This is a genomic window from Methanosarcina vacuolata Z-761 (assembly GCF_000969905.1).
GTDB classification, from domain to species: domain Archaea; phylum Halobacteriota; class Methanosarcinia; order Methanosarcinales; family Methanosarcinaceae; genus Methanosarcina; species Methanosarcina vacuolata.
In genome coordinates, this window is the sequence record NZ_CP009520.1 from 4,329,503 (window position 1) to 4,348,086 (window position 18,584).

Sequence of the window (18,584 nt, forward strand, 5' to 3'; positions counted from 1 at the left end):
AGTTTAAGTAAATGGTGTGAGAATAATCAGTTAACGACAAAACGTGATCCGATCATGAAAATTGTAATGAAATTTGGAGGAACTTCCGTTGGGGACGGAAAAAAAATCCGTCATGTTGCCCAGCTTCTAAAGGGGTACCGTGAAGAAGGCAACCAGATCGTGGTAGTAACCTCAGCGCTCGGTGGAGTAACCGATGAGCTTCTGGAAAATGCACTCTTTGCCTCAACAAAAGGCAAAGTCGCCCTTGTGAAAGAATTTAAAACAGAAATCACAAACAAACACCACGAGGCCGTGAAGGATGCCATTGATGATCCAACAGTCGCTAAAGAAGTTATCCAGACACTTGACCTCCGCATTGACGAGCTCGAAAAAGCCCTGATCGGAATCTGCTATCTTGGTGAGCTTACTTCAAGGTCAATTGACTACATTTGCTCTTATGGAGAGCGCCTGGCTGCTCCGATTGTGTCAGGGGCTATCCGTTCCCTTGGAATTTCATCAACTGAATTCACAGGTGGAGAAGCAGGGATTATAACATCATCGGATTACGGGAATGCAAGGCCTCTTGAGAAAACTTACGAACTTGTGAATAAGAGGCTTGAATGCAGACTCGAGACACAGATTCTTGTAGTTACGGGATTTATCGGAGAAAACGAAGAAGGAATTATTACCACTCTGGGAAGAAGCGGCTCTGACTTTACAGCTTCTATTCTGGGCGCAGCTTTGAAAGCCGACGAGATTTGGCTCTGGAAAGAAGTAAACGGTATCATGACTACTGATCCGCGAATAGTGCCAGAGGCAAAAACTATCCCGCAAATCTCTTATGCCGAAGCCATGGAACTCTCTTACTTCGGGGCAAACGTACTGCATCCGCGCACGATTGAGCCTGCTATGCGCGAACACATTCCTGTGCGTGTCAAGAATACGTTTGAGCCTGAGCTACCTGGCACGCTCGTAGTTGCGGAAAAGTTCCAGTGCAAGAATGTAGTAAAAGCCGTAAGCCTGATCAAAAACGTGGCGCTCATCAATATTTCAGGCGCAGAGATGGTAGGATCTGTCGGAACTGTAGCAAGACTCTTCACAGTACTTGCAAAGTCAGGCGTTAATGTTATTATGATAAGCCAGGGCTCGTCCGAATCAAATATCTCTTTCGTGATCAGTGAAGCACATGTGGAAACTGCATTAAAAGCCCTGCATGAAGAGTTCAACCGCGGAATCGTAAAAGAAATCACGTCAGACAAAGATGTCTGTGTAGTTGCAGTCGTGGGTGCAGGTATGGCAGGGACTCCAGGCGTAGCAAAACGGGTATTCGGAGCGCTTGGGAACTCACTGATTAATATCATCATGATCAGCCAGGGCTCTTCCCAGTACAATATCTCTTTCGTAGTGCGGGAAGATGATGCATTTGCTGCAGTCAAGACCCTGCACGATGAATTTGAACTATATAACGGAAACGGAATTGAAAAAAAGCTATAAAGCAGGCAGGGAGGGGCAAAAGATGAGTGAAAAACACTTAACGTACGCGGATTCAGGCGTAGATATTACAAAGGAAGAAAAAACCGTCAAGACCCTTATCGAAAAACTGAGCTATGTTCGAAAAGGTATAGGAGCCCCCCTTACAGGAATAGGGCATTATGCAGGGCTTCTGGACTTCGGAGAATATGCCCTTGCCCTGACAACTGATGGGGTAGGCTCAAAAGTTCTTATTGCAAACGAAATGCAGCGGTGGAATACAGTAGGCATAGACTGTATCGCAATGAATGTGAATGACCTTCTAGCCATAGGGGCCGAACCTGTAGCCTTTGTAGATTATCTTGCCCTGGAAAAGCATGAAGAAGGCTTTGCCGCCCAGATCGGGGAAGGACTGGTTAATGGCGCGGAAATATCCAGGATGTCCATCGTTGGTGGAGAAACTGCAACCCTGCCCGAGATAATTAAAGGTTTTGACCTTGCAGGTACATGCCTTGGAATTGTCCGGAAAGAACAGATTGTTGAGGGAGAGAAAGTAAGGGTAGGTGACGTGATTGTAGGTGTCCCAAGCACAGGCGTTCACAGCAACGGCTATACCCTTGTAAGGAAAATCATTGAGGAATCCAGGTACTCTTATCACGACCCCTGTCCCTATGACAATTCAAAAACGATCGGAAACGAGCTCCTAACCCCAACAAGAATTTATATTGAGATTCTTGATGTCCTGAAGGCATGTGAAGTCCATGGGCTTGCCCACATAACAGGCAGCGGACTTTTGAAACTGAGAAGAGTGACAAAACTCGGTTTTGATTTTTACGATCCTCTTGAACCACAGGAAATTTTCAAATTCTTGCAGAAGGAAGGCGGAGTCGAGGATCTTGAAATGTACAGAACCTTCAATATGGGTATGGGTTTCCTTGTTATCTTGCCGGAAAAAGATGCTGCAAAAGCTGCAGAAATTACCGGTGGAAAAATCGTAGGAAAAATTGTGGAAAGCGGTATCAGGGTAAAAGACCTGGTAATAGAGTGAAAAATGTACAAGATTCTAGAAAGGATTCTATAAAAAATTCGATTTTGAAAGCCAATTTAGAGGAAGAGTAAGATTTTCTTCCTCTATGATCAACTTTTCAGATTTTAGTTTTTCCACATATCCCCATAGCTGGATAAAGATGTCCTGGAACTTTCAGCAGGTTTACTTTTCTTCGCTGAAGGCGTTACTTTTTCTTTTTCCGCATCCCTGAGCCGATTGATCTCTTTTATGCTGTCTTCGTCGTCTATGCTCAGGACAAAGCTCCCATGGCACGGCTTTGTATAGGGGAAGACCAGAGCATTGCCTTTTACACCCATCGCAATGGGCGGTATTCCGATTATATAATAATCTTTGAAGATTTTATATCCAGGAGATACATAGTAAACCTCGTCCGAGTTTTTCTCAATATACTCTCTGGCCTCCTTGAAGCTTGTTTTTTGCAGGTGGATTGTGTACTTCATTTGCTCAATACAGCTCATTTAACGATCTCCTCCATAACCTTATCCAGCTTGTTCTTGAGACGAACGGGGTTGTGAACGTCCTGTGCGACAATCTTTTCACAGTCGAACTCTATGGTTTCGGCCAGAACCTCAGCATTTCTGCCAAAGACTATTGAATACATTCTGGCCTGAGAAATGGAGCTCATGGTCGTTGCATAAGTCATTCCTGCATCGTTATGCATAAAGGCAAAGCACATATCGAAATCCGTTCTTTTTTCAATGACGTCTACTATAGTTTTGTCGAGATCTACCAGCTTTTTTACATAATAGCCGTCGGAATCGGAGACTTTCAAAAGCTTGCTTGCGGCAGTTGTCCCGGCAACGGTTACATCAAATCCCAGTTTAGTCAGTTTATGGGAAAGATATAATGCAATGCTGGTTTGAATCGGAACCTCTGGACATCCCATCATGAGGAGCACTTTTGCGCCGGTCATAATATTTCATCTCTTAGGTATTTTATCTGTAAGATTAGGGTTTATCCTGAATTTTAATCTTTGCAATCAATATTTGAATTGAAATTCTTGAAATCGAGACAGTATTGATAGTTTAAGAACTCTTCCCAAAATCAACCATATTCGTAAAAAAATGAGAATATTTTAGAAACAATTTTTATAATCTGAAGCTCAATTATTATTCAGAATATAGGATTCTGAGAAATTGTCTTGAGTTTTTAGATCAGCTTCAATACATCTTCCAACTTTCTATTCCCAATATATCTAAAGCATTATTTAACAAGCCTATTTAGACCTAAAGCATTGTTTAACAAGCCTATTTAGACCTAAAGCATTGTTTAACAAGCCTATTAGATCTAAAGCATTATTTAACAAGCCTATATTGTCAAATTTATATTAAATTGTCAATAGAGGTTAAAACTGTTTAGTCAAGACGAATATGCATTCGCCTGCAAGCATTCCAAAAATTATAAAAGAACAATTATATAAATAATATGAATCAAGTTTATAGTGTTTGTACAGAACTCTCTTTGGTATGAAAGTCCTTTGGCACGAAAGCCCTGTCAAGTACTTTTGACCGCAGATTGAAACGATAATAGTTTGTTTGTGCCTGTCATTCATAGAATTTAAAATTCGCTTTTCAAAATGAGTTGCCTCTTATACCATCGACTCATATTTTAACATGAGTTAAACTAACGGCCATTTGAAGCATGGACAGCTATCAGAATATTCCTGGATATATCTAGAAAAAAACAATAAAGGGTACAAAAATGGTATGTTTAAGCGGATATAACTATGAGGTTCTCCTGAAGAATACAACCCTCGAAGAGTGTGAAAAACTCATTATGGAGAATTCAGAGGATGTATACCTCGTACCTGGCGGGTACAAAGTAAGAGATCTCATGCTCATGGGTACAGTTTCCCCTGTTGGCTTTTCAGGAAGCGATATTATATTTCAGTTCACAAAGCCCTGCTTCGGCTTATTTGTGCTCAAACTGAAAAACGAAACCGAAGAAATAGAGAGGCTTAGGAACCAGTACAAAATAGATAAAAATGTAAAAAAGATTAAATGAGGAGACCTTTTATTATTTTCGGGGTTTTTAATTGATTGCAGTCAATTGCTAGCGGAATTAATGGTAAATTTTGGCGATTCCAGAAGATATTAAAAAGTGCCAATCTTTATGTTTAATTCTGATTTTTTGATTTAAATTTTCTTTTAAGGTTTTACCTTTTTTGTACATGCGACCCTGCACTCAAAGAATTCGGATGAAGGAAGCTCGTGTATTGTGGTTGCAACGACCATGCCTTCTCCAACTTCTTTTACGACCATTATCGGCCTGCTTCTATCATCCGTTAATACCACATCACCGTCGGTTTCCGTGAAGTAACCGTCACATCCTACAGGAGGATCGATATTTTCCACAAGCTTTTGGGCTTCGTGCTGCCCCACAGGCTGAGGTGTGCATGGATTTTCTTCCATTACGTATTTTAGAGAAAAAGGAAGCCACTCGTATTCGTATTTTGGGACAAGAGGGCTGAAAACAAGAAGAGTCCCTCCTTTTGTCACAAACTTTTCAAGGGAACGTTTACCGCGTTCAAGTCCTGCGCCTGTTTTCGTATACTGTTTATTTGCAAAACCTGTCGGCAAAACCAGAACCTTGCAGGCAGGAAGATAAGGAGTACAAAGGGACGTTGAGAGTGCACGAGTGCATTCAAGCCCATATTCCACAAACAGTTTTTCAAAGAGAAGAGGGCCGTCCCAGAGTAAAATTACGTCACTCATGAAAAAGGATAGGAGAATCCCACATATGAATTTATCTATCTTGCTGAATATCAGAGAATTATGGAAGTTAAGGTGAATATTCAGCAGCAGAGATCCAGGGTTCGAGATCCATTATTCCACAGAAAAGTCGGCTGAACTAAGGTTTTTTCCGAACTCGAACAAAATCATATGTGGGCTGGTGGTGACTTTAAAAGAGTAGTTAATTGACGTGAAAACAGTAGAGTAATATTTTGTAAGAGAGTCACATACTTTTCTATCAGAATAGTCGTGAATAAGTTTCACATATTCTTTGCCCTTTTCCGTGCAAATTTCTATATCACTTCCGATACCATCCGTGAGATAAATTTCTTTGAAAATAACAATATGCTCGGCAAGGGTGAAGGCTGTCGGGGGATTTCCTGTAATCAACTCAAAATTTCTTTTCAATTCAGCTACGGATGGAAGATCTCCTGAAACAAAAGCCTCGAAAGTTTTTCTTTGCATGCTAAGCCGCTGATAATTCTGCTGCCTGTAGGTTTTGATAAGATTCTTCCAGAACTCCGGCTTTTTTTGAATTTCCCGGAAAGTACTTTCCATACATCCAAAGTTTTCCTCAAGCCCTTTAGGAACTTTTTGAAAATCAAGAAACTCGAACCTTTTAAAGTAGACCTTTGTTACGTTTGATTTGCAGAATAGACCCTGAACATCCAGTTTCATCTGTTTTGCCAGATAAAGAGCCAGGCTATGGGCCATAATTTCCCTGAAGCAGGGGTTTCCGTTTGAGAGAGTCAGACTTGCAGTTTCAGGCTCAGGGCCCTGACTGTACTCTGCATCGACCTTAATTTTCCAGCCCATTTTCTCGTTGAGCAAATTTATATAACTGACAACATCAGGGATTCGTTTAATTTTATAAGGGTTAATTATTTCATATACAGTTGATTCGTCGATTAATAACCCTGAAGTGTTTTTAACAAGCCATTCAAAAAGAGTATGATGAACAAGCAGGAATTCTTCTTCCTCAATCAGTCCATTACGAAATTCTGCATTCTGTGAGGCCTTACATGAAGATTTTTCCCCATTTTCATCGGTTCTCCCAGCCAGGGTGAGAGAGGCAGTTTCGATAGTATCCCTTATTGCCGCACTTAAGTTTCCATTATTTTTTTCCAGAAAGGGCTTTAATTTATCCACATAACACTGGTCAATAGAGATATTCTTTCGGACTATCAAGCGGATTCCCTCTCTTGCCTTCTTGAGACTGTAAGCAGCTCAAAGTTCTTGATATACACATGTTTTCATTTTCGTAAACCCGATCAAAGTTCTTGATATACACACGTTTTCATTTTCGTAAACCCGATAATAGATTGTTGCTTATACTTCTTAATATTTTTGCTAGATTGAAGAGCAAAAAAAACATATAGTAAAATAAAAAAATGCATGATGTAAAAAGAAAAAAACAATTACATTAGAGCAAAAAATAAATTATTTAGAGAAAGACAGAAAGCTCAAATGTCAGGATAATAGAAGAAAAATATAGAATATGTGATAAAATAGAGAACGTAGAATTACGGTCACAAAAAATCAGCATAACCGGAACGGCTTTAAGGTCTGCATATATTACGTACTCTCATGAATAGTGACACCGAAAGACTAGCTAGAGTCCGCATGATAGCAGACTACCAGTTTGGGAAAGGCATCGGAAAAGAACTTTTTCTTGATGGCTCAACGTTCCAGTTATCCAGGACAAAAAGAGTGCGCCAGGTCTTACACTCTGGAAAACGTATGGCTACAGCAAGAGCAAAGGATGGGTTTTTTACCCTCAGTATTGAAGGAGCTTCCATCGTTCACAGGCTTTTGCCAGGAAAGAAGCTCAGGGTCGTCATCTCAGAGGAAGCTGCTCCTTTTGTGGAGAAAGGTAAAACCGCTTTTATAAAACACGTGGTTGACATTGATCCTGAACTGAGGGCCGGAGAAGAAGTACTTGTGACAGATGAGACTAACAGGCTGCTTGCAACAGGGCAACTGCTTCTGTCTCCTGCAGAGATTCTGGCTCTCAACAGTGGTGCAGCTGTGGATGTAAGAGTAGGAGTGGCTTCGAAAAAAGAAAGGTGAATCAAGAACTTAGAAAAACTTATGAGATATAAAAGAGACATTGGAAAAGAGAAAAGAGAAAAAGTGTTAAGTTTTATGCTAAATATCGACGCTTTTTAAATTTTACACAAATTTACATATAGTTAAATATGATATAAAATGCTACTTATATTGCTCAAATATTCTTATAATGAGCGGATAAAATGAATAAGAATATATCATAGATAGTAATTTTTGAATGAATGCCATTTAAAAAAACGGATTTTAAAAGGCAGCTTCAATCCTGAAGTAGAAGTATATAAAGAAATAAGATTTTCAAGAAATAAAGCCAAAGATAACAGTTTCCCGGAGAGTGAGCACTATTTCAGAGTCAGAAGAGATTCTAAAATACTTCCTGGTTCCAGATAACACCAGAATCGAAGCAAACAAAATTACAGTCGAGGGAGACGTTATTGTCGGCAATCACTCTAATATTGAATACAATATAATCGGCGATACTGTCATTATGGGAGAAGGAGTGGTCGTCTCAGGGGATATTGCGGCCAGTAACGATATCAGGATTGACATGTGGTCAAAACTGGGTAACCGGGTAGAGGTTGGAGGAAACGCCTACCTGGGAGAATTTGTAACCATTGACGGGAAACTGCTCGTACAGGGAGACCTGGACGTAGGAAAAGAAGTTAAAATCCGGGGAGGGTTTGAAGCCAAGGGATGGATATTGGTAAGAAATCCGATCCCTGTAATTATCTTTCTATTTCTTTACATAAAGGAAATGATGCGTCTCGGCAAAGGCGAAGAGATTGAAAAAGCCGTAGAAGAACTTTTTGAGGATTCTGAGGACATACAGAGCTTTGAAAGGAAAGAGCCCGCTGAAAAAGTACTGATTGTACCAGCTGACTCAAAGCTTTCCCATGAAACTATTGAGATTGATGGGGAAGCCATTATAGGAAAAAACTGCCTGATAACAGGAAATATTCGAGCACAGGCTGTCTCTACAGGGGAAAACCTGACCTTTAAGGGAAGTATTTACTCAGAAGGCAAGATCTTCATCGGTGAAAATTGCACTGTCTATGGCAATCTTTCTTCAAAAGGAGATGTGCAGATTGGCAGGAACAGTCGAGTTTTCGGTGGAGTGAAAGCCAACTCGGTCTTACTGCTTGAAAACGCGAGGGTAGACGGTACTATAAAAGCCCCTTCGGGAGTATCTTTCTTAAGGGATGCTGCAGAAATGCCTGTTCTTGCAGAGGTCAATGCTTTAGGGAAATTAATTATGGGCAAGACTCATGAATTGCCCGAAAATGAGACTCAGGACAAACCTGAAAAGGAACCTCAGGACGAACCTGAAAAAGAACCTCAGGACAAAATCAAAAAAGGGTCCCGGGATGAACCCGTAAAGCCCCTGAATGTGATGGAAATTGGTTCACCTGCCAAATTGAGTGCGAATGTTTTTGTACCTGGCAGAAAAAGAAAAACGGCCAGAACAAGGGCCCTGGAAAGAACCAGACACTTCACAGGAGCCAGGACTCACAGAAAGGAACAAAAGTCCGAAGAGTAATCTGAGAGTGATTAATCCGACCCGAGTCCTTTCGTATGTCCTTGACACCCAGGAAAATTCCGAATTTCCTCTGACCAAAGTCTTCAGCTTAATTTTCGTTAAAGATATGGCAAATCTTACCCTGCGAGGGTGTGAGCTAATGCTTTTGGGAAAAAGAATTGCGGAAAAAATGTCTTCGGAAAAAATTTCTTTTTTGAGAAAGAGCAGTAACATTCATAGGGAATCAGGGAATTATCTGGGCTTTGGAGATGAAAGAGCAGAACTCAACTCTGAAATTTAACTGTAAACTTTTTGAACCCTCAAAAGAAAATGCTCTCAAAAATCTTAATATCTTAATATCTTAATAATACATTCATTTTGAGCTAGTTGGGCTCCAGATTTAGATATAACTCTAAAATAACCATAATTAGTTTGAAACAACCAGAATTAGTTCGAAATAACTAGAATTTGATCAAAATAACCAGAATTCGGTTAAAATAACCAGAATTAAGTTGAAATAACCAGAATTAATTCGAAATAACCAGAATTAGATCAAAATAACCAGAATTAGGTTAAAATAACCAGAATTAGGTTAAAATATTCCAGACTTTACTCGTTAAACTTTCCAATCAGTTTAAAGGAACAAATTTCATGAAGGGATCCAATTGACAGAGATTGCAGAGCCTGAAAATCTACAGGTTACAGAGCCTGAGAATTTACAGGCAAAATACGATTCAATTATAGAAAAAGATTCAAAATATGTAATGCAGACTTATGGTCGTCAGCCCCTTGTACTTTCAGAAGGAAAGGGAGCGGTTGTCCGGGATATTTACGGAAAAGAGTATATTGACTGTGTAGCAGGAATTGCAGTAAACAATGTTGGACACTGCCACCCGGCTGTTGTCAGGGCAATCCAGGCCCAGGCTGAGAAGCTGCTGCACGTTTCTAATCTTTATTACACTGAGATTCAGGCTGAACTTGCAGAAGCCCTTGTTTCGGTTACAGGAATGGAACGCGTTTTTTTCTGTAATTCAGGAGCTGAAGCCGTAGAGGCTGCGATGAAACTGGCCCGTATGGCTTCCGGAAAAAGTGCCTTTGTAGCTGCTGAACACTCCTTCCACGGAAGGACTATAGGGGCACTCAGCGTAACCCACAAGAGCATTTACAGGGACCCTTTCATGCCGCCTGTAAGTTCCGAAACTACTTTTGTCCCGTACTCCGATGCTGACGCTATCAGGAAGGCTATTTCGGAAAACACGGCAGCCGTGATCCTTGAACCCATTCAGGGAGAAGGCGGAGTTAATATTCCGGATCCCGGATACCTTAAAGAGGTCAGGGAAATCTGTGACGAAACCGGAACTTTCCTTATCTTTGATGAAGTGCAGACAGGCTTTGGAAGGACGGGTACATGGTTCTGTAAAGATCAGTTCGGAGTAGAACCCGATATCATGAGCATGGCAAAAGCAATAGGTGGAGGCTTTCCTATGGGCGCGATCACGGCAAGGGAGGAGCTAAGCTTTGGGCGCGGACAGCACGCTTCTACTTTCGGAGGCGGGCCACTTGCCTGTGCAGCTGCACTCGCTTCAATTGAGGCAATAAAGGAAGAAGGACTCCTTAAGCGCTCAAAAGAGAACGGGGCTTATTTCATGGGAAAGCTCAGGAATATGGAAAGGGAAGATGTTGTAGAAGTCCGTGGAAAAGGGCTCATGATAGGAGTAGAGGTAAACCATCCCTGCAGCGATTTCGTGGACTTTGCAAGGGAACATGGAGTGCTTGTAAATTGCACATCGGAATCGGTGCTCCGTCTGGTTCCCCCACTTGTGATTACAAAAGAACAGATCGATAAGGTAGTTGATGTTCTTGAGCAGGCCTGAATTGATAAAAAAAGAAATATTTGATATTGCAGAGTACGTTCCAGGGAAATCCATTGAAGAAATCGCTTCTGCCTATGGGCTTGACCCGGCCTCAATTATTAAACTCGGCTCAAATGAAAACCCGCTTGGGCCCTCTCCAAAAGCTGTTCAGGCCCTGGTAGACACAGCTCCCTCAGCAAACATTTACCCCTCAGCAGACGCGATTGAACTAAGGGAGGCCCTCTCGAAATACACAGGTTTCCCGGTTTCAAACCTCGTAGCCTCAGGGCCGGGAATGGACGGGTTACTTGACGGGCTTTGCAGGCTGGTTATTGAAAAAGGAGACGAAGTCATTGTTCCTACTCCTACTTTTGCCTATTACGAACTTCCGGCACGGGCATGCGGAGGAAAGCCAGTCTTTGTCAGGAGAAGCCAGGACTTCTCGATAGATCCTGAAAAGATTCTGGAAGCTGCGTCTAGCAGGACAAAGATAATCTTCCTCTGCTCTCCCAATAATCCCTCAGGCAACCTCCTTCCCGAAAATGATCTGAGGAAAATACTTGAAAATACCAGAGCTCTTGTGTTCGTTGACGAGGCATATGTCGAATTTGCGGACAGGAACCTTGCAGGGCTTGTAAGAGAATACGATAACCTTGTTGTGGGCAGAACCTTTTCCAAGGTATTTGGGCTCGCAGGCTTGCGCCTGGGCTATGGAATCATGCCCGAATGGCTGGCAAAAGAGTATATAAGAGCAGCAACACCGTTTTCAGTAAGTCTTCCGGCTTTAAAAGCAGGAATAGCTGCCCTTTCAGATCCCGAACACCACAAAAGAAGCGTAGAAATCGCAAGAGAAGGCAGAAAATACCTGAGAGAAAAAATTCCCTTTAAGGTTTATCCTTCCCAGGCAAACTTCGTACTTGTGGATGTTTCTCCTATGAAAGCAAAAACCGTTACACAGAATCTCATGAAAAAGGGAATTATTGTACGTTCCTGTGATTCTTTCAGGGAGGCTGGAGATACGCTTATAAGGGTAACAGCTGGAACTCCGGAACAGAATGAAAAAGTTATCAGGGCTTTTGAAACTGTAAAGAAAGAGGGTTAAAAGCCTTAATTTCTTTACTTTAAGTTCTATTTTTACGTTGAGTTATGTTTTATGTTAAGATCTGTTTTTTACTTTAATCCGTTTTCTACTTTAATCCGTTTTCTACTTTAATCCGTTTTCTACTTTAATCCGTTTTCTACTTTAATCCGTTTTCTACTTTAATCCGTTTTCTACTTTAATCCGTTTTCTACTTTAATCCGTTTTCTACTTTAATCCGTTTTCTACTTTAATCCGTTTTCTACTTTAATCCGTTTTCTATTTTAATCCGTTTTCTATTTTAGAGGCTATCTATTTCAAACGTTTATCTCTTCGATTTCTAGAATTTTCATCAGCGGATAATTCAACTCGGAGTTATATTCCATTCCGACTTTTATCTTTGAAGAGCCGTATCTTACAGTTATTTTTACATTAAGCATAGGCCCCTGAAGCTCAGAATAACCGAATTCATCATTCAACTTGCCTTTCAACATATCTCTATCAATTTTTACGGAAATTTCTTCCACGTAGGGCTGGACTGAAATGCTTTCCTGGATAGCCTGTTCAAGGCTTGAAACAGTATTTAAATTTACAGGAGAACCCGTAAATTGATGGTAAAGGGCTCCTAGTTTTATTCCTGCCTCAAAAAGTGCATTATCTCTATCAGTTGCTTTTTCTTGGACCAAACAAATCACTTCCTTCTTGGAATTCATTAATTGACGTTTCGGACAAATTGGTTTTATTGTTTTTCTTTCCCGATTCTCAGTCCTTTATTTCGATATTCCTTATTACCCAGATTGCTTAAGACAGGGACTTTGAAAAAAGGACAAAAGATGTAGATCAACATCAGGATAAAAGGCAGGATCGAGAAAATTCGCATATATTCGATATTATACAGGTAGAGAAGCATAGTTATTCCAAAAATGGAAGCTATGAAAACGAGAACCTTGACATTCTTGATCTTCGGATAATTTACCGAACTCACCATAAGAATAGAGAGACAAAGGGTAAGTGCTAGAAGAAAGTCTATCTTGACAAGGTTTTCACTTAACAACATATATGTGACAAGCATAACGCAGCCTGCAGTAATGGGAAGGCCTTCAAATCCAGTTTTACTGGCAGTCATGGAATTGAAGCGTGCGAGTCTGAGCACACCGCAGATAGCATAGAAAACCGGAAATACCGCAACAAGAGGGTCTGGATCTCCCACAAGAGGGTTTATTTGTCCAAACTGCAAGTATATGAGAAGAGCAGGAGCTACCCCAAAAGAAACTGCATCTGCCAGGGAATCAAGTTGTTCCCCGAGTTCTCCTCCTTTAAACCTCCTGGCAATGTACCCATCCGCTCCATCTGCAATTGCTGCAACAAGAAGTAAGATCAAAGCCAGGACAAAACCATTATGGTTTGCCCCAGTTTGAAGTGTGGCAGCCTGGACTGTAGCCTGAGCAGCTACTGCAATTGAGCCGATTCCACAGATAAGGTTCAAAAGAGAGACCAGGTCCGGGAGTCTTAACATTTGAAATACGTTCATGTTCAAAAGTCCCTATCATTTTTTATTGTTGCTATAATAGTCTTGCCTGCAAGTACCCGTTCCCCTTTCCGTACTGTAATTTCAAAATCATGAGGAATCGTTACATCAACCCTTGATCCGAAGCGAATCATTCCAATTCGCTGTCCCTGCTCGATCATATCATTTACTTGAGAATAAGAGACAATTCGCCTGGCAATAGTGCCTGCAATCTGCGTGACACTAACATCCCCATACTTGCTGTGAATAATAAACTCGTTTCTTTCGTTTCTTTCAGAGTCTTTCCAGTAAGCAGGAAGATATCCGCCTTTCTTGTAAGTGATTTCCCTGATAGTCCCCGAAATCGGAGCTCTATTTACATGTACATTCTGGAGAAACATGAAAATACAGATTTTCCGGCCTCGAATATCTATGACAGTTCCATCAGCCGGGGAAATCATATAAGTATCCGAAACTTCAACCTTTCTTTCTGGATCTCTAAAAAAAAGAACCATAAAGAAAGTCAGTGACATTGCTAAGTAAGCAGCGTGGTTTAAGTGGGAGCTGTTCATTGCCTTAGAGAGAATTGCAAATAATGCAGTAATAGACGCAGCTGTAAAAAGCCAGGGTTCCGAACCTTTTGCAAGCATTTCTCTTAATCCCCCTCGGACCTTAGCAGAAGAGATTTCAATTCATTAGAAAGAATGACCCAGAGGCCATCAATCATTCCGAACAGCTCGGGCAGAATCCGGAGTACTGCATATGAAATTACAAAGAGAGCAATGCCTGAACCCGCTTTTGCGATATAGTTATGCGCAATTATAAAACTATCAGCCCCAAACCATTGCTCTCCATAAGCAACTACCACGAAAATGTCCCTGATAAGATTAAGGATATAGATCACGGGTACTGACACAATAAACGCCATAGCCAGTCGACTAAGGGGAGCTCTTACTGCACATATAAGCCCCATAAAGAGAGCAATACTTTCAATAGCCGTACAGGCGAGAATGATTTCCACTGTATACCCATTAAGTGATATCATATTCCAGGCTTTCATATACGCAGGAATGTCTAGATACTGAAGAACCCAGGTAACCTGAGAAGTAACCCCTCCTATAATCAAGGTATTCAGAGAGGCGAAATTCGCAAACGGGAAATAAACAAGAGCTCCGAGTGCACTGGCACTTGTAAGCATCGAGGTTATGTCAAGGGAATCAGCCTCACTCTGATCTGAAAATTTGGAGTGCAACACTTCTCTATTATTAATTATCTTTAGAGGACCTTTTCTGTACTCCAGAAACATGATATACGCTACAAGTAGACAAAATAGGGCTACTACTATTGTTAGGAGCACATTAGCATAGTCCATAATTTTGAGATAATGAAGAGGCTGATAACTCCAGTGGATGGAAAATACACCCCATCCAATCCCTCCAATAAGTTTACGAACCCTTGAAGTTCTGGGGATGACGGATGACGCAACCATTAACCCGACTGCGAGCCAGAGTATACTTTCTATCATTTTTCACGCACCTTTTTTGCCAGAGGTAAGGTTTAGTTTTGAATATTATTTATCTTGTTTCTGAAAGCTCAGAAAACCTCAGGCAAGTTATGAAATTTCCGGGAAGCGGCAAATAAACTTATCTAAATAATTGATAAATATTCATATAAGTTTCCAATAAGTCCAATTAGTTCATAATCGTTAGTATTTAGGAATTCAAAGCTTATGGATTTTACTTTTCGTATTGATCAGGAAATGCAGAATTATTACCTCTATCAAGATAACGATACCGAGTAATTGAGCCTGCAAATAAGATAATAGATTCCTATTATAGAAGAATAACGTTACAAATAGAACATTACCAACATGTTCTCGTTTGTATAAAAAATATAGAGATTGAAGAATTTCAGGAACAGGAAAACTTTTGTTTCGATAAAAGGGAAACATTTAAGAGAAACAACTACATAAGAGATTTTTCTGCTTGACAGGAACTTGACTTATAATGTCAAAATTGAAATAACATGAAGAATTTCTACGTTATGCATAATAATAATATTTCATTCTGGCGTTCCTGCCGGAAAAGCTGATTCAGAAAGGGATTGGTGGCGGAAAAAGAGATCTCCAGGAAAGGAAATATGAAGGCGTTTTATGAAACCCAAAACTCCTAGTTTAACCGTTGATACCGTAATCCTCTTTAAAAACAGGCTTGTGCTTGTGAAGAGAAAAAATCCCCCATATCAGGGAAAATTTGCCCTTCCTGGAGGTTTCGTAGAAATCGGGGAAACTACAGAAAAAGCAGCAGCTAGGGAAGCTTTTGAAGAAACAGGCCTTTCTGTAGAGCTTATCAAACTTGTAGGAGTCTACTCTGATCCTGACCGCGACCCCAGAGGACATACGGTTTCAGTGTGTTACCTTGCAAAGGGATTTGGAGAGCTGAAATCCGGGTCTGATGCCGCTTCTGCCGATCTTTTTGAGCTTGAGTCCGTTCCTGAACTGGCTTTTGACCACAATAAAATTATAAATGATGCAAAAAGTGATATTAATGCAATTCTGCCCCAAATGTAAAAGTATGATGTTTCCTAAAAATGGGAATTTTGAGTGTAGAAAATGTGGAAACATAATACCTATAAAAAGTGATGAAAAAAGTTTTGTCTCCAGAGCCAAGATAGATGATCACGAAATAGTGGTTCTGGAAGGTGAGCAGACTTCAGGCCTGCCGACAACAAGTGCAAAATGCCCAGAATGTGGGAACAATACTGCAGCCTGGTGGCTCAGACAACTGAGGTCTGCCGATGAATCCGAAACCCGCTTTTTCAAGTGTACGAAATGCGGATTTACCTGGAGAGAATACGACTGAAATTTAATTGCCCTTCTATTCCCCCTTGAAAAGTACATTTCCCGGAAAACTAGACCCATCAGGCTACAGCTTCCTTTCTGCTTTAAGCAGAGCCTGAAGCCGCCCTGTTTTCTGACCAAGATTTATATAGTTGCCGGGAGTTTGAATCTAATGGTTTTTCCGATTCCAGAACCCTGTTTGATCACATTTGGAGAATTAATTCTTCAGATGAGCTGGAATTTAGGAATCTGTAAAGAAATTTATATATCTCAAGGGTAATAAATAGTTTAGACTTAAATTTATTATTGGAGAAGAAATATGTTTAAGGCAGCAATTAATGCAGAGCTTCTGAAAGACGCGGTTGCCGCACTAGCTGTAATTGTAGATGAGGTCAGATTCAAGATAAACCCGGAAGGTATTTCGGTAAAAGCCGTTGATCCTGCCAACGTTGCAATGGGAATTTTCGAGCTTGGGTCATCTGCTTTCGACGAGTATAACGCTGATGAATGTGAAATCGGAGTTGATCTGAACAAGATTATGGACCTGCTGGGAATCGCAGATAAGAACGACACAGTCCGGATGGAACTTGAAGAAGGGAATCACAAACTTCTGATTGATGTCGGAGGACTGTCTTATACACTCTCTCTTCTCGATCCTTCTACAATTCGGGCAGAGCCAAGAGTTCCACAACTTGAATTGCCTGCTAAAGTCGTCCTTAACGGTACAGACCTCAGACGTGCTGTTAAAGCTGCCGAAAAAATAAGCGACCATATGCTCATGGGAGTTTCGGACGACACATTCTATATGGAAGCAAAAGGCGATACCGACAAGGTTCGTCTCGAGATGGGCAGGGATCAGCTAATCGACCTGAAGGCAGGAGAAGCATGTTCTCTTTTCTCTCTGGATTATCTGACCGATATAGTCAAACCCACGAATAAAATCAATGAAGTTACTCTTTCCCTTGGAAAAGACTTCCCAATACTCATAGATTTCGAAATTGCGAACGGTGCAGGAAGGATTTCGTACCTCCTGGCTCCAAGAATTGAGTCGGACTGAAATGGACGAGGAACATATCGCTCTTTACCCATTTGCTTCAGAAGTATCTGCTTATGTAGAAAGCCTTAGAGTCTCGCTAGAGAGTTTGCTTAATTCTCCAGCTTTTCGGAGATCTCGAGTTCGCGGGATGGAAAGAGTAATGCAATCCATCGAAGGAGAGATTGAAAAATCGCTCATAAAAGATGAAAGCTGGCTTCTTTCCGAAACTCTCTCTTATCCTTTTGCTCAAATTCTGGTCGCTTGCGTAGATGACCAGTTATTCACCAAACGATACGCACTAAAAGAAGCAGAAGCAGCCTCAAAATGGCTCGAAAAAGAAAGTACTGATTTTTTGCTTGAATTCGGGGAGGATTTTGGGATTCAAGCAGAAGCTGAAGAGTTACAGTTCAGTATGCATTTTGCAGATTATATACGCTTTTCTTCTTCGATAAGGGAACCAATATGGAAATTAACAAATCGACAGCTTCGATCCGGAATGGTCGTAGTTATGAAAAAAGACTTTGTAAGACTCCTTCAAGAAGCGATCAAAGAAAGAATAGAAAAATCATTCCCCATTCCCAAAATCCCTTCTGAAGTATCAAGTTTCTGCGCCCCTTATGTTGCTGAAATAAAAGATAAGTTTGAGGTCCACAAGAAAAAATTCGGGACAACGGACTTTGGTGTAGTGGAACCCGAGCTCTTTCCCCCCTGTATATCCCATGCCCTTGCAAACGTACAGGGCGGAGTGAATCTTGCCCATTCTATGCGTTTTGCCATGACCTCCTTCCTGCTCAGCGTGGGAATGTCAGTGGATGAAATTCTTAACCTTTTCAATGTCTCTCCTGATTTTAACGCGGAATTAACCCTTTATCAGATAGAACATATTGCAGGCGCAACAGGAAACGTATACAAGCCTCCTGCATGTGACACTATGAGAACATATGGGAACTGCATAGGTAAAGACCGATTGTGTGAAAAAATCAGTCATCCTCTGGCATACTACGAGAAGAAAATATATCTGAGAAATAAAGAAAAAGAAATGGAAAAAGAGAAGGAAATGGAAAAAGGGAAGGAAAAACAGGAAAAAAAAGAGAAGGGGAAGGAAATGGAAAAAGAGAAGGAAAAACAAGAAGAAAAAGGGAAGGGAAAGGAAATAGAAAAAGAGAAGAAAAAATAAGAAGAAAAGAGGAAGGAAATAGAAAAAGAGAAGGAAAAACAAGAAGAAAAGAGGAAGGAAAGGAAAAAGGCATAAAATTAGAAATATTATTAGAAATATTATTAGAAAGATTATAAGAAATATTATAATTATAAAAAGATTTATATCAATTATAGACTATTTTTATTAATTATTGATTTGATTGGATAAGATCAATATTCTTTAAGGCCAGCATCAAATTCGTGTGGGAGTTACGCATTTGATTGCACTTATGGTATTTCC

Annotated in this window: 20 protein-coding genes; 12 read left to right on the plus strand and 8 right to left on the minus strand. The window is 40.7% G+C overall.

Going from position 1 to position 18,584, the window contains the following annotated elements; genetic code table 11:
* The first annotated feature begins 54 nt into the window (after nucleotides 1-54).
* Together MSVAZ_RS17895 and purM are read left to right on the plus strand one after the other, a co-directional pair.
* Nucleotides 55-1,473 (plus strand): aspartate kinase, encoded by a 1,419-nt coding sequence (locus tag MSVAZ_RS17895; protein WP_048123207.1) that lies wholly within the window; start codon nucleotides 55-57, stop codon nucleotides 1,471-1,473.
* A 22-nt stretch (nucleotides 1,474-1,495) separates the two neighbouring features.
* Entirely contained in the window at nucleotides 1,496-2,497 is a 1,002-nt protein-coding gene (gene purM, locus MSVAZ_RS17900; protein WP_048124326.1) for a phosphoribosylformylglycinamidine cyclo-ligase, read from the plus strand.
* Nucleotides 2,498-2,601: 104 nt separating this feature from the next.
* Here the strand turns inward: purM and MSVAZ_RS17905 are convergent, their stop codons facing one another.
* Together MSVAZ_RS17905 and MSVAZ_RS17910 are read right to left on the minus strand one after the other, a co-directional pair.
* Complete coding sequence (locus tag MSVAZ_RS17905) at nucleotides 2,602-2,976, minus strand: DUF1894 domain-containing protein (RefSeq protein WP_048123209.1); 375 nt, start codon at nucleotides 2,974-2,976, stop codon at nucleotides 2,602-2,604.
* On the minus strand, nucleotides 2,973-3,431 hold the full coding sequence (locus tag MSVAZ_RS17910; RefSeq protein ID WP_048123211.1) for a DUF1890 domain-containing protein: 459 nt from the start codon (nucleotides 3,429-3,431) through the stop codon (nucleotides 2,973-2,975). The genes MSVAZ_RS17905 and MSVAZ_RS17910 overlap by 4 nt, the downstream gene beginning before the upstream one ends.
* A 788-nt stretch (nucleotides 3,432-4,219) precedes the next feature.
* Between MSVAZ_RS17910 and MSVAZ_RS17915 the strand changes: the two genes are divergently transcribed.
* Nucleotides 4,220-4,522 carry a DUF1894 domain-containing protein gene (locus MSVAZ_RS17915; RefSeq protein WP_048123213.1) on the plus strand — a complete coding sequence of 101 codons (303 nt, stop codon included), beginning with the start codon at nucleotides 4,220-4,222 and terminating at the stop codon, nucleotides 4,520-4,522.
* Nucleotides 4,523-4,665: 143 nt separating this feature from the next.
* Here the strand turns inward: MSVAZ_RS17915 and MSVAZ_RS17920 are convergent, their stop codons facing one another.
* Nucleotides 4,666-5,232: a hypothetical protein gene (locus MSVAZ_RS17920; protein WP_048123215.1), complete on the minus strand. Its 567-nt coding sequence runs from the start codon at nucleotides 5,230-5,232 to the stop codon at nucleotides 4,666-4,668.
* 111 nt (nucleotides 5,233-5,343) lie between these two features.
* Nucleotides 5,344-6,438: a hypothetical protein gene (locus MSVAZ_RS17925; protein ID WP_048123217.1), complete on the minus strand. Its 1,095-nt coding sequence runs from the start codon at nucleotides 6,436-6,438 to the stop codon at nucleotides 5,344-5,346.
* Between the two features lie 399 nt (nucleotides 6,439-6,837).
* On the opposite strand from MSVAZ_RS17925, the gene MSVAZ_RS17930 reads away from it, so the two are divergent.
* The 5 genes from MSVAZ_RS17930 to hisC all read left to right on the plus strand — a co-directional run bounded on the left by MSVAZ_RS17930 (nucleotide 6,838) and on the right by hisC (nucleotide 11,788).
* Nucleotides 6,838-7,320 carry a PUA domain-containing protein gene (locus MSVAZ_RS17930; RefSeq protein WP_048123219.1) on the plus strand — a complete coding sequence of 161 codons (483 nt, stop codon included), beginning with the start codon at nucleotides 6,838-6,840 and terminating at the stop codon, nucleotides 7,318-7,320.
* Between the two features lie 331 nt (nucleotides 7,321-7,651).
* Complete coding sequence (locus MSVAZ_RS17935; RefSeq protein ID WP_084626192.1) at nucleotides 7,652-8,854, plus strand: polymer-forming cytoskeletal protein; 1,203 nt, start codon at nucleotides 7,652-7,654, stop codon at nucleotides 8,852-8,854.
* A 7-nt stretch (nucleotides 8,855-8,861) separates the two neighbouring features.
* Nucleotides 8,862-9,134, plus strand: coding sequence for a hypothetical protein (locus tag MSVAZ_RS17940; RefSeq protein WP_048123221.1), 273 nt, complete (start codon nucleotides 8,862-8,864; stop codon nucleotides 9,132-9,134).
* Nucleotides 9,135-9,597: 463 nt separating this feature from the next.
* Nucleotides 9,598-10,707, plus strand: coding sequence for an acetylornithine transaminase (locus MSVAZ_RS17945; protein ID WP_232316312.1), 1,110 nt, complete (start codon nucleotides 9,598-9,600; stop codon nucleotides 10,705-10,707).
* Entirely contained in the window at nucleotides 10,688-11,788 is a 1,101-nt protein-coding gene (gene hisC / locus MSVAZ_RS17950; protein ID WP_048123225.1) for a histidinol-phosphate transaminase, read from the plus strand. The genes MSVAZ_RS17945 and hisC overlap by 20 nt, the downstream gene beginning before the upstream one ends.
* Before the next feature lie 293 nt (nucleotides 11,789-12,081).
* On the opposite strand, the gene MSVAZ_RS17955 is transcribed toward hisC, so the two are convergent.
* From MSVAZ_RS17955 to artA, 4 genes are read right to left on the minus strand one after another with little or no spacing between them, the layout of a single operon-like run.
* Nucleotides 12,082-12,477: a dihydroneopterin aldolase family protein gene (locus MSVAZ_RS17955; RefSeq protein WP_197078792.1), complete on the minus strand. Its 396-nt coding sequence runs from the start codon at nucleotides 12,475-12,477 to the stop codon at nucleotides 12,082-12,084.
* Nucleotides 12,478-12,503: 26 nt separating this feature from the next.
* The gene (locus tag MSVAZ_RS17960; protein WP_048123229.1) at nucleotides 12,504-13,295 is read right to left on the minus strand and encodes an archaetidylserine synthase; all 792 of its coding nucleotides are present in this window, start codon (nucleotides 13,293-13,295) and stop codon (nucleotides 12,504-12,506) included.
* A gap of 2 nt (nucleotides 13,296-13,297) precedes the next feature.
* Nucleotides 13,298-13,921 (minus strand): phosphatidylserine decarboxylase, encoded by a 624-nt coding sequence (locus MSVAZ_RS17965; RefSeq protein WP_048123232.1) that lies wholly within the window; start codon nucleotides 13,919-13,921, stop codon nucleotides 13,298-13,300.
* 5 nt (nucleotides 13,922-13,926) lie between these two features.
* Nucleotides 13,927-14,796, minus strand: coding sequence for an archaeosortase A (gene artA / locus MSVAZ_RS17970; RefSeq protein ID WP_048123234.1), 870 nt, complete (start codon nucleotides 14,794-14,796; stop codon nucleotides 13,927-13,929).
* Nucleotides 14,797-15,423: 627 nt separating this feature from the next.
* Between artA and MSVAZ_RS17975 the strand changes: the two genes are divergently transcribed.
* The 4 genes from MSVAZ_RS17975 (at nucleotide 15,424) to priL (ending at nucleotide 18,323) form a co-directional block, all read left to right on the plus strand.
* Nucleotides 15,424-15,840: an NUDIX domain-containing protein gene (locus tag MSVAZ_RS17975; protein WP_048123236.1), complete on the plus strand. Its 417-nt coding sequence runs from the start codon at nucleotides 15,424-15,426 to the stop codon at nucleotides 15,838-15,840.
* Nucleotides 15,818-16,132, plus strand: a complete 315-nt coding sequence (locus MSVAZ_RS17980; RefSeq protein ID WP_048108514.1) for a transcription factor S — start codon at nucleotides 15,818-15,820, stop codon at nucleotides 16,130-16,132. The genes MSVAZ_RS17975 and MSVAZ_RS17980 overlap by 23 nt, the downstream gene beginning before the upstream one ends.
* A 297-nt stretch (nucleotides 16,133-16,429) precedes the next feature.
* A complete protein-coding gene (locus MSVAZ_RS17985; protein ID WP_048123238.1) occupies nucleotides 16,430-17,167 on the plus strand; it encodes a DNA polymerase sliding clamp in 738 nt (245 codons plus the stop codon).
* Nucleotide 17,168: 1 nt separating this feature from the next.
* Nucleotides 17,169-18,323: a DNA primase regulatory subunit PriL gene (priL, locus tag MSVAZ_RS17990; protein WP_048123240.1), complete on the plus strand. Its 1,155-nt coding sequence runs from the start codon at nucleotides 17,169-17,171 to the stop codon at nucleotides 18,321-18,323.
* The last annotated feature ends 261 nt before the right edge of the window (nucleotides 18,324-18,584 follow it).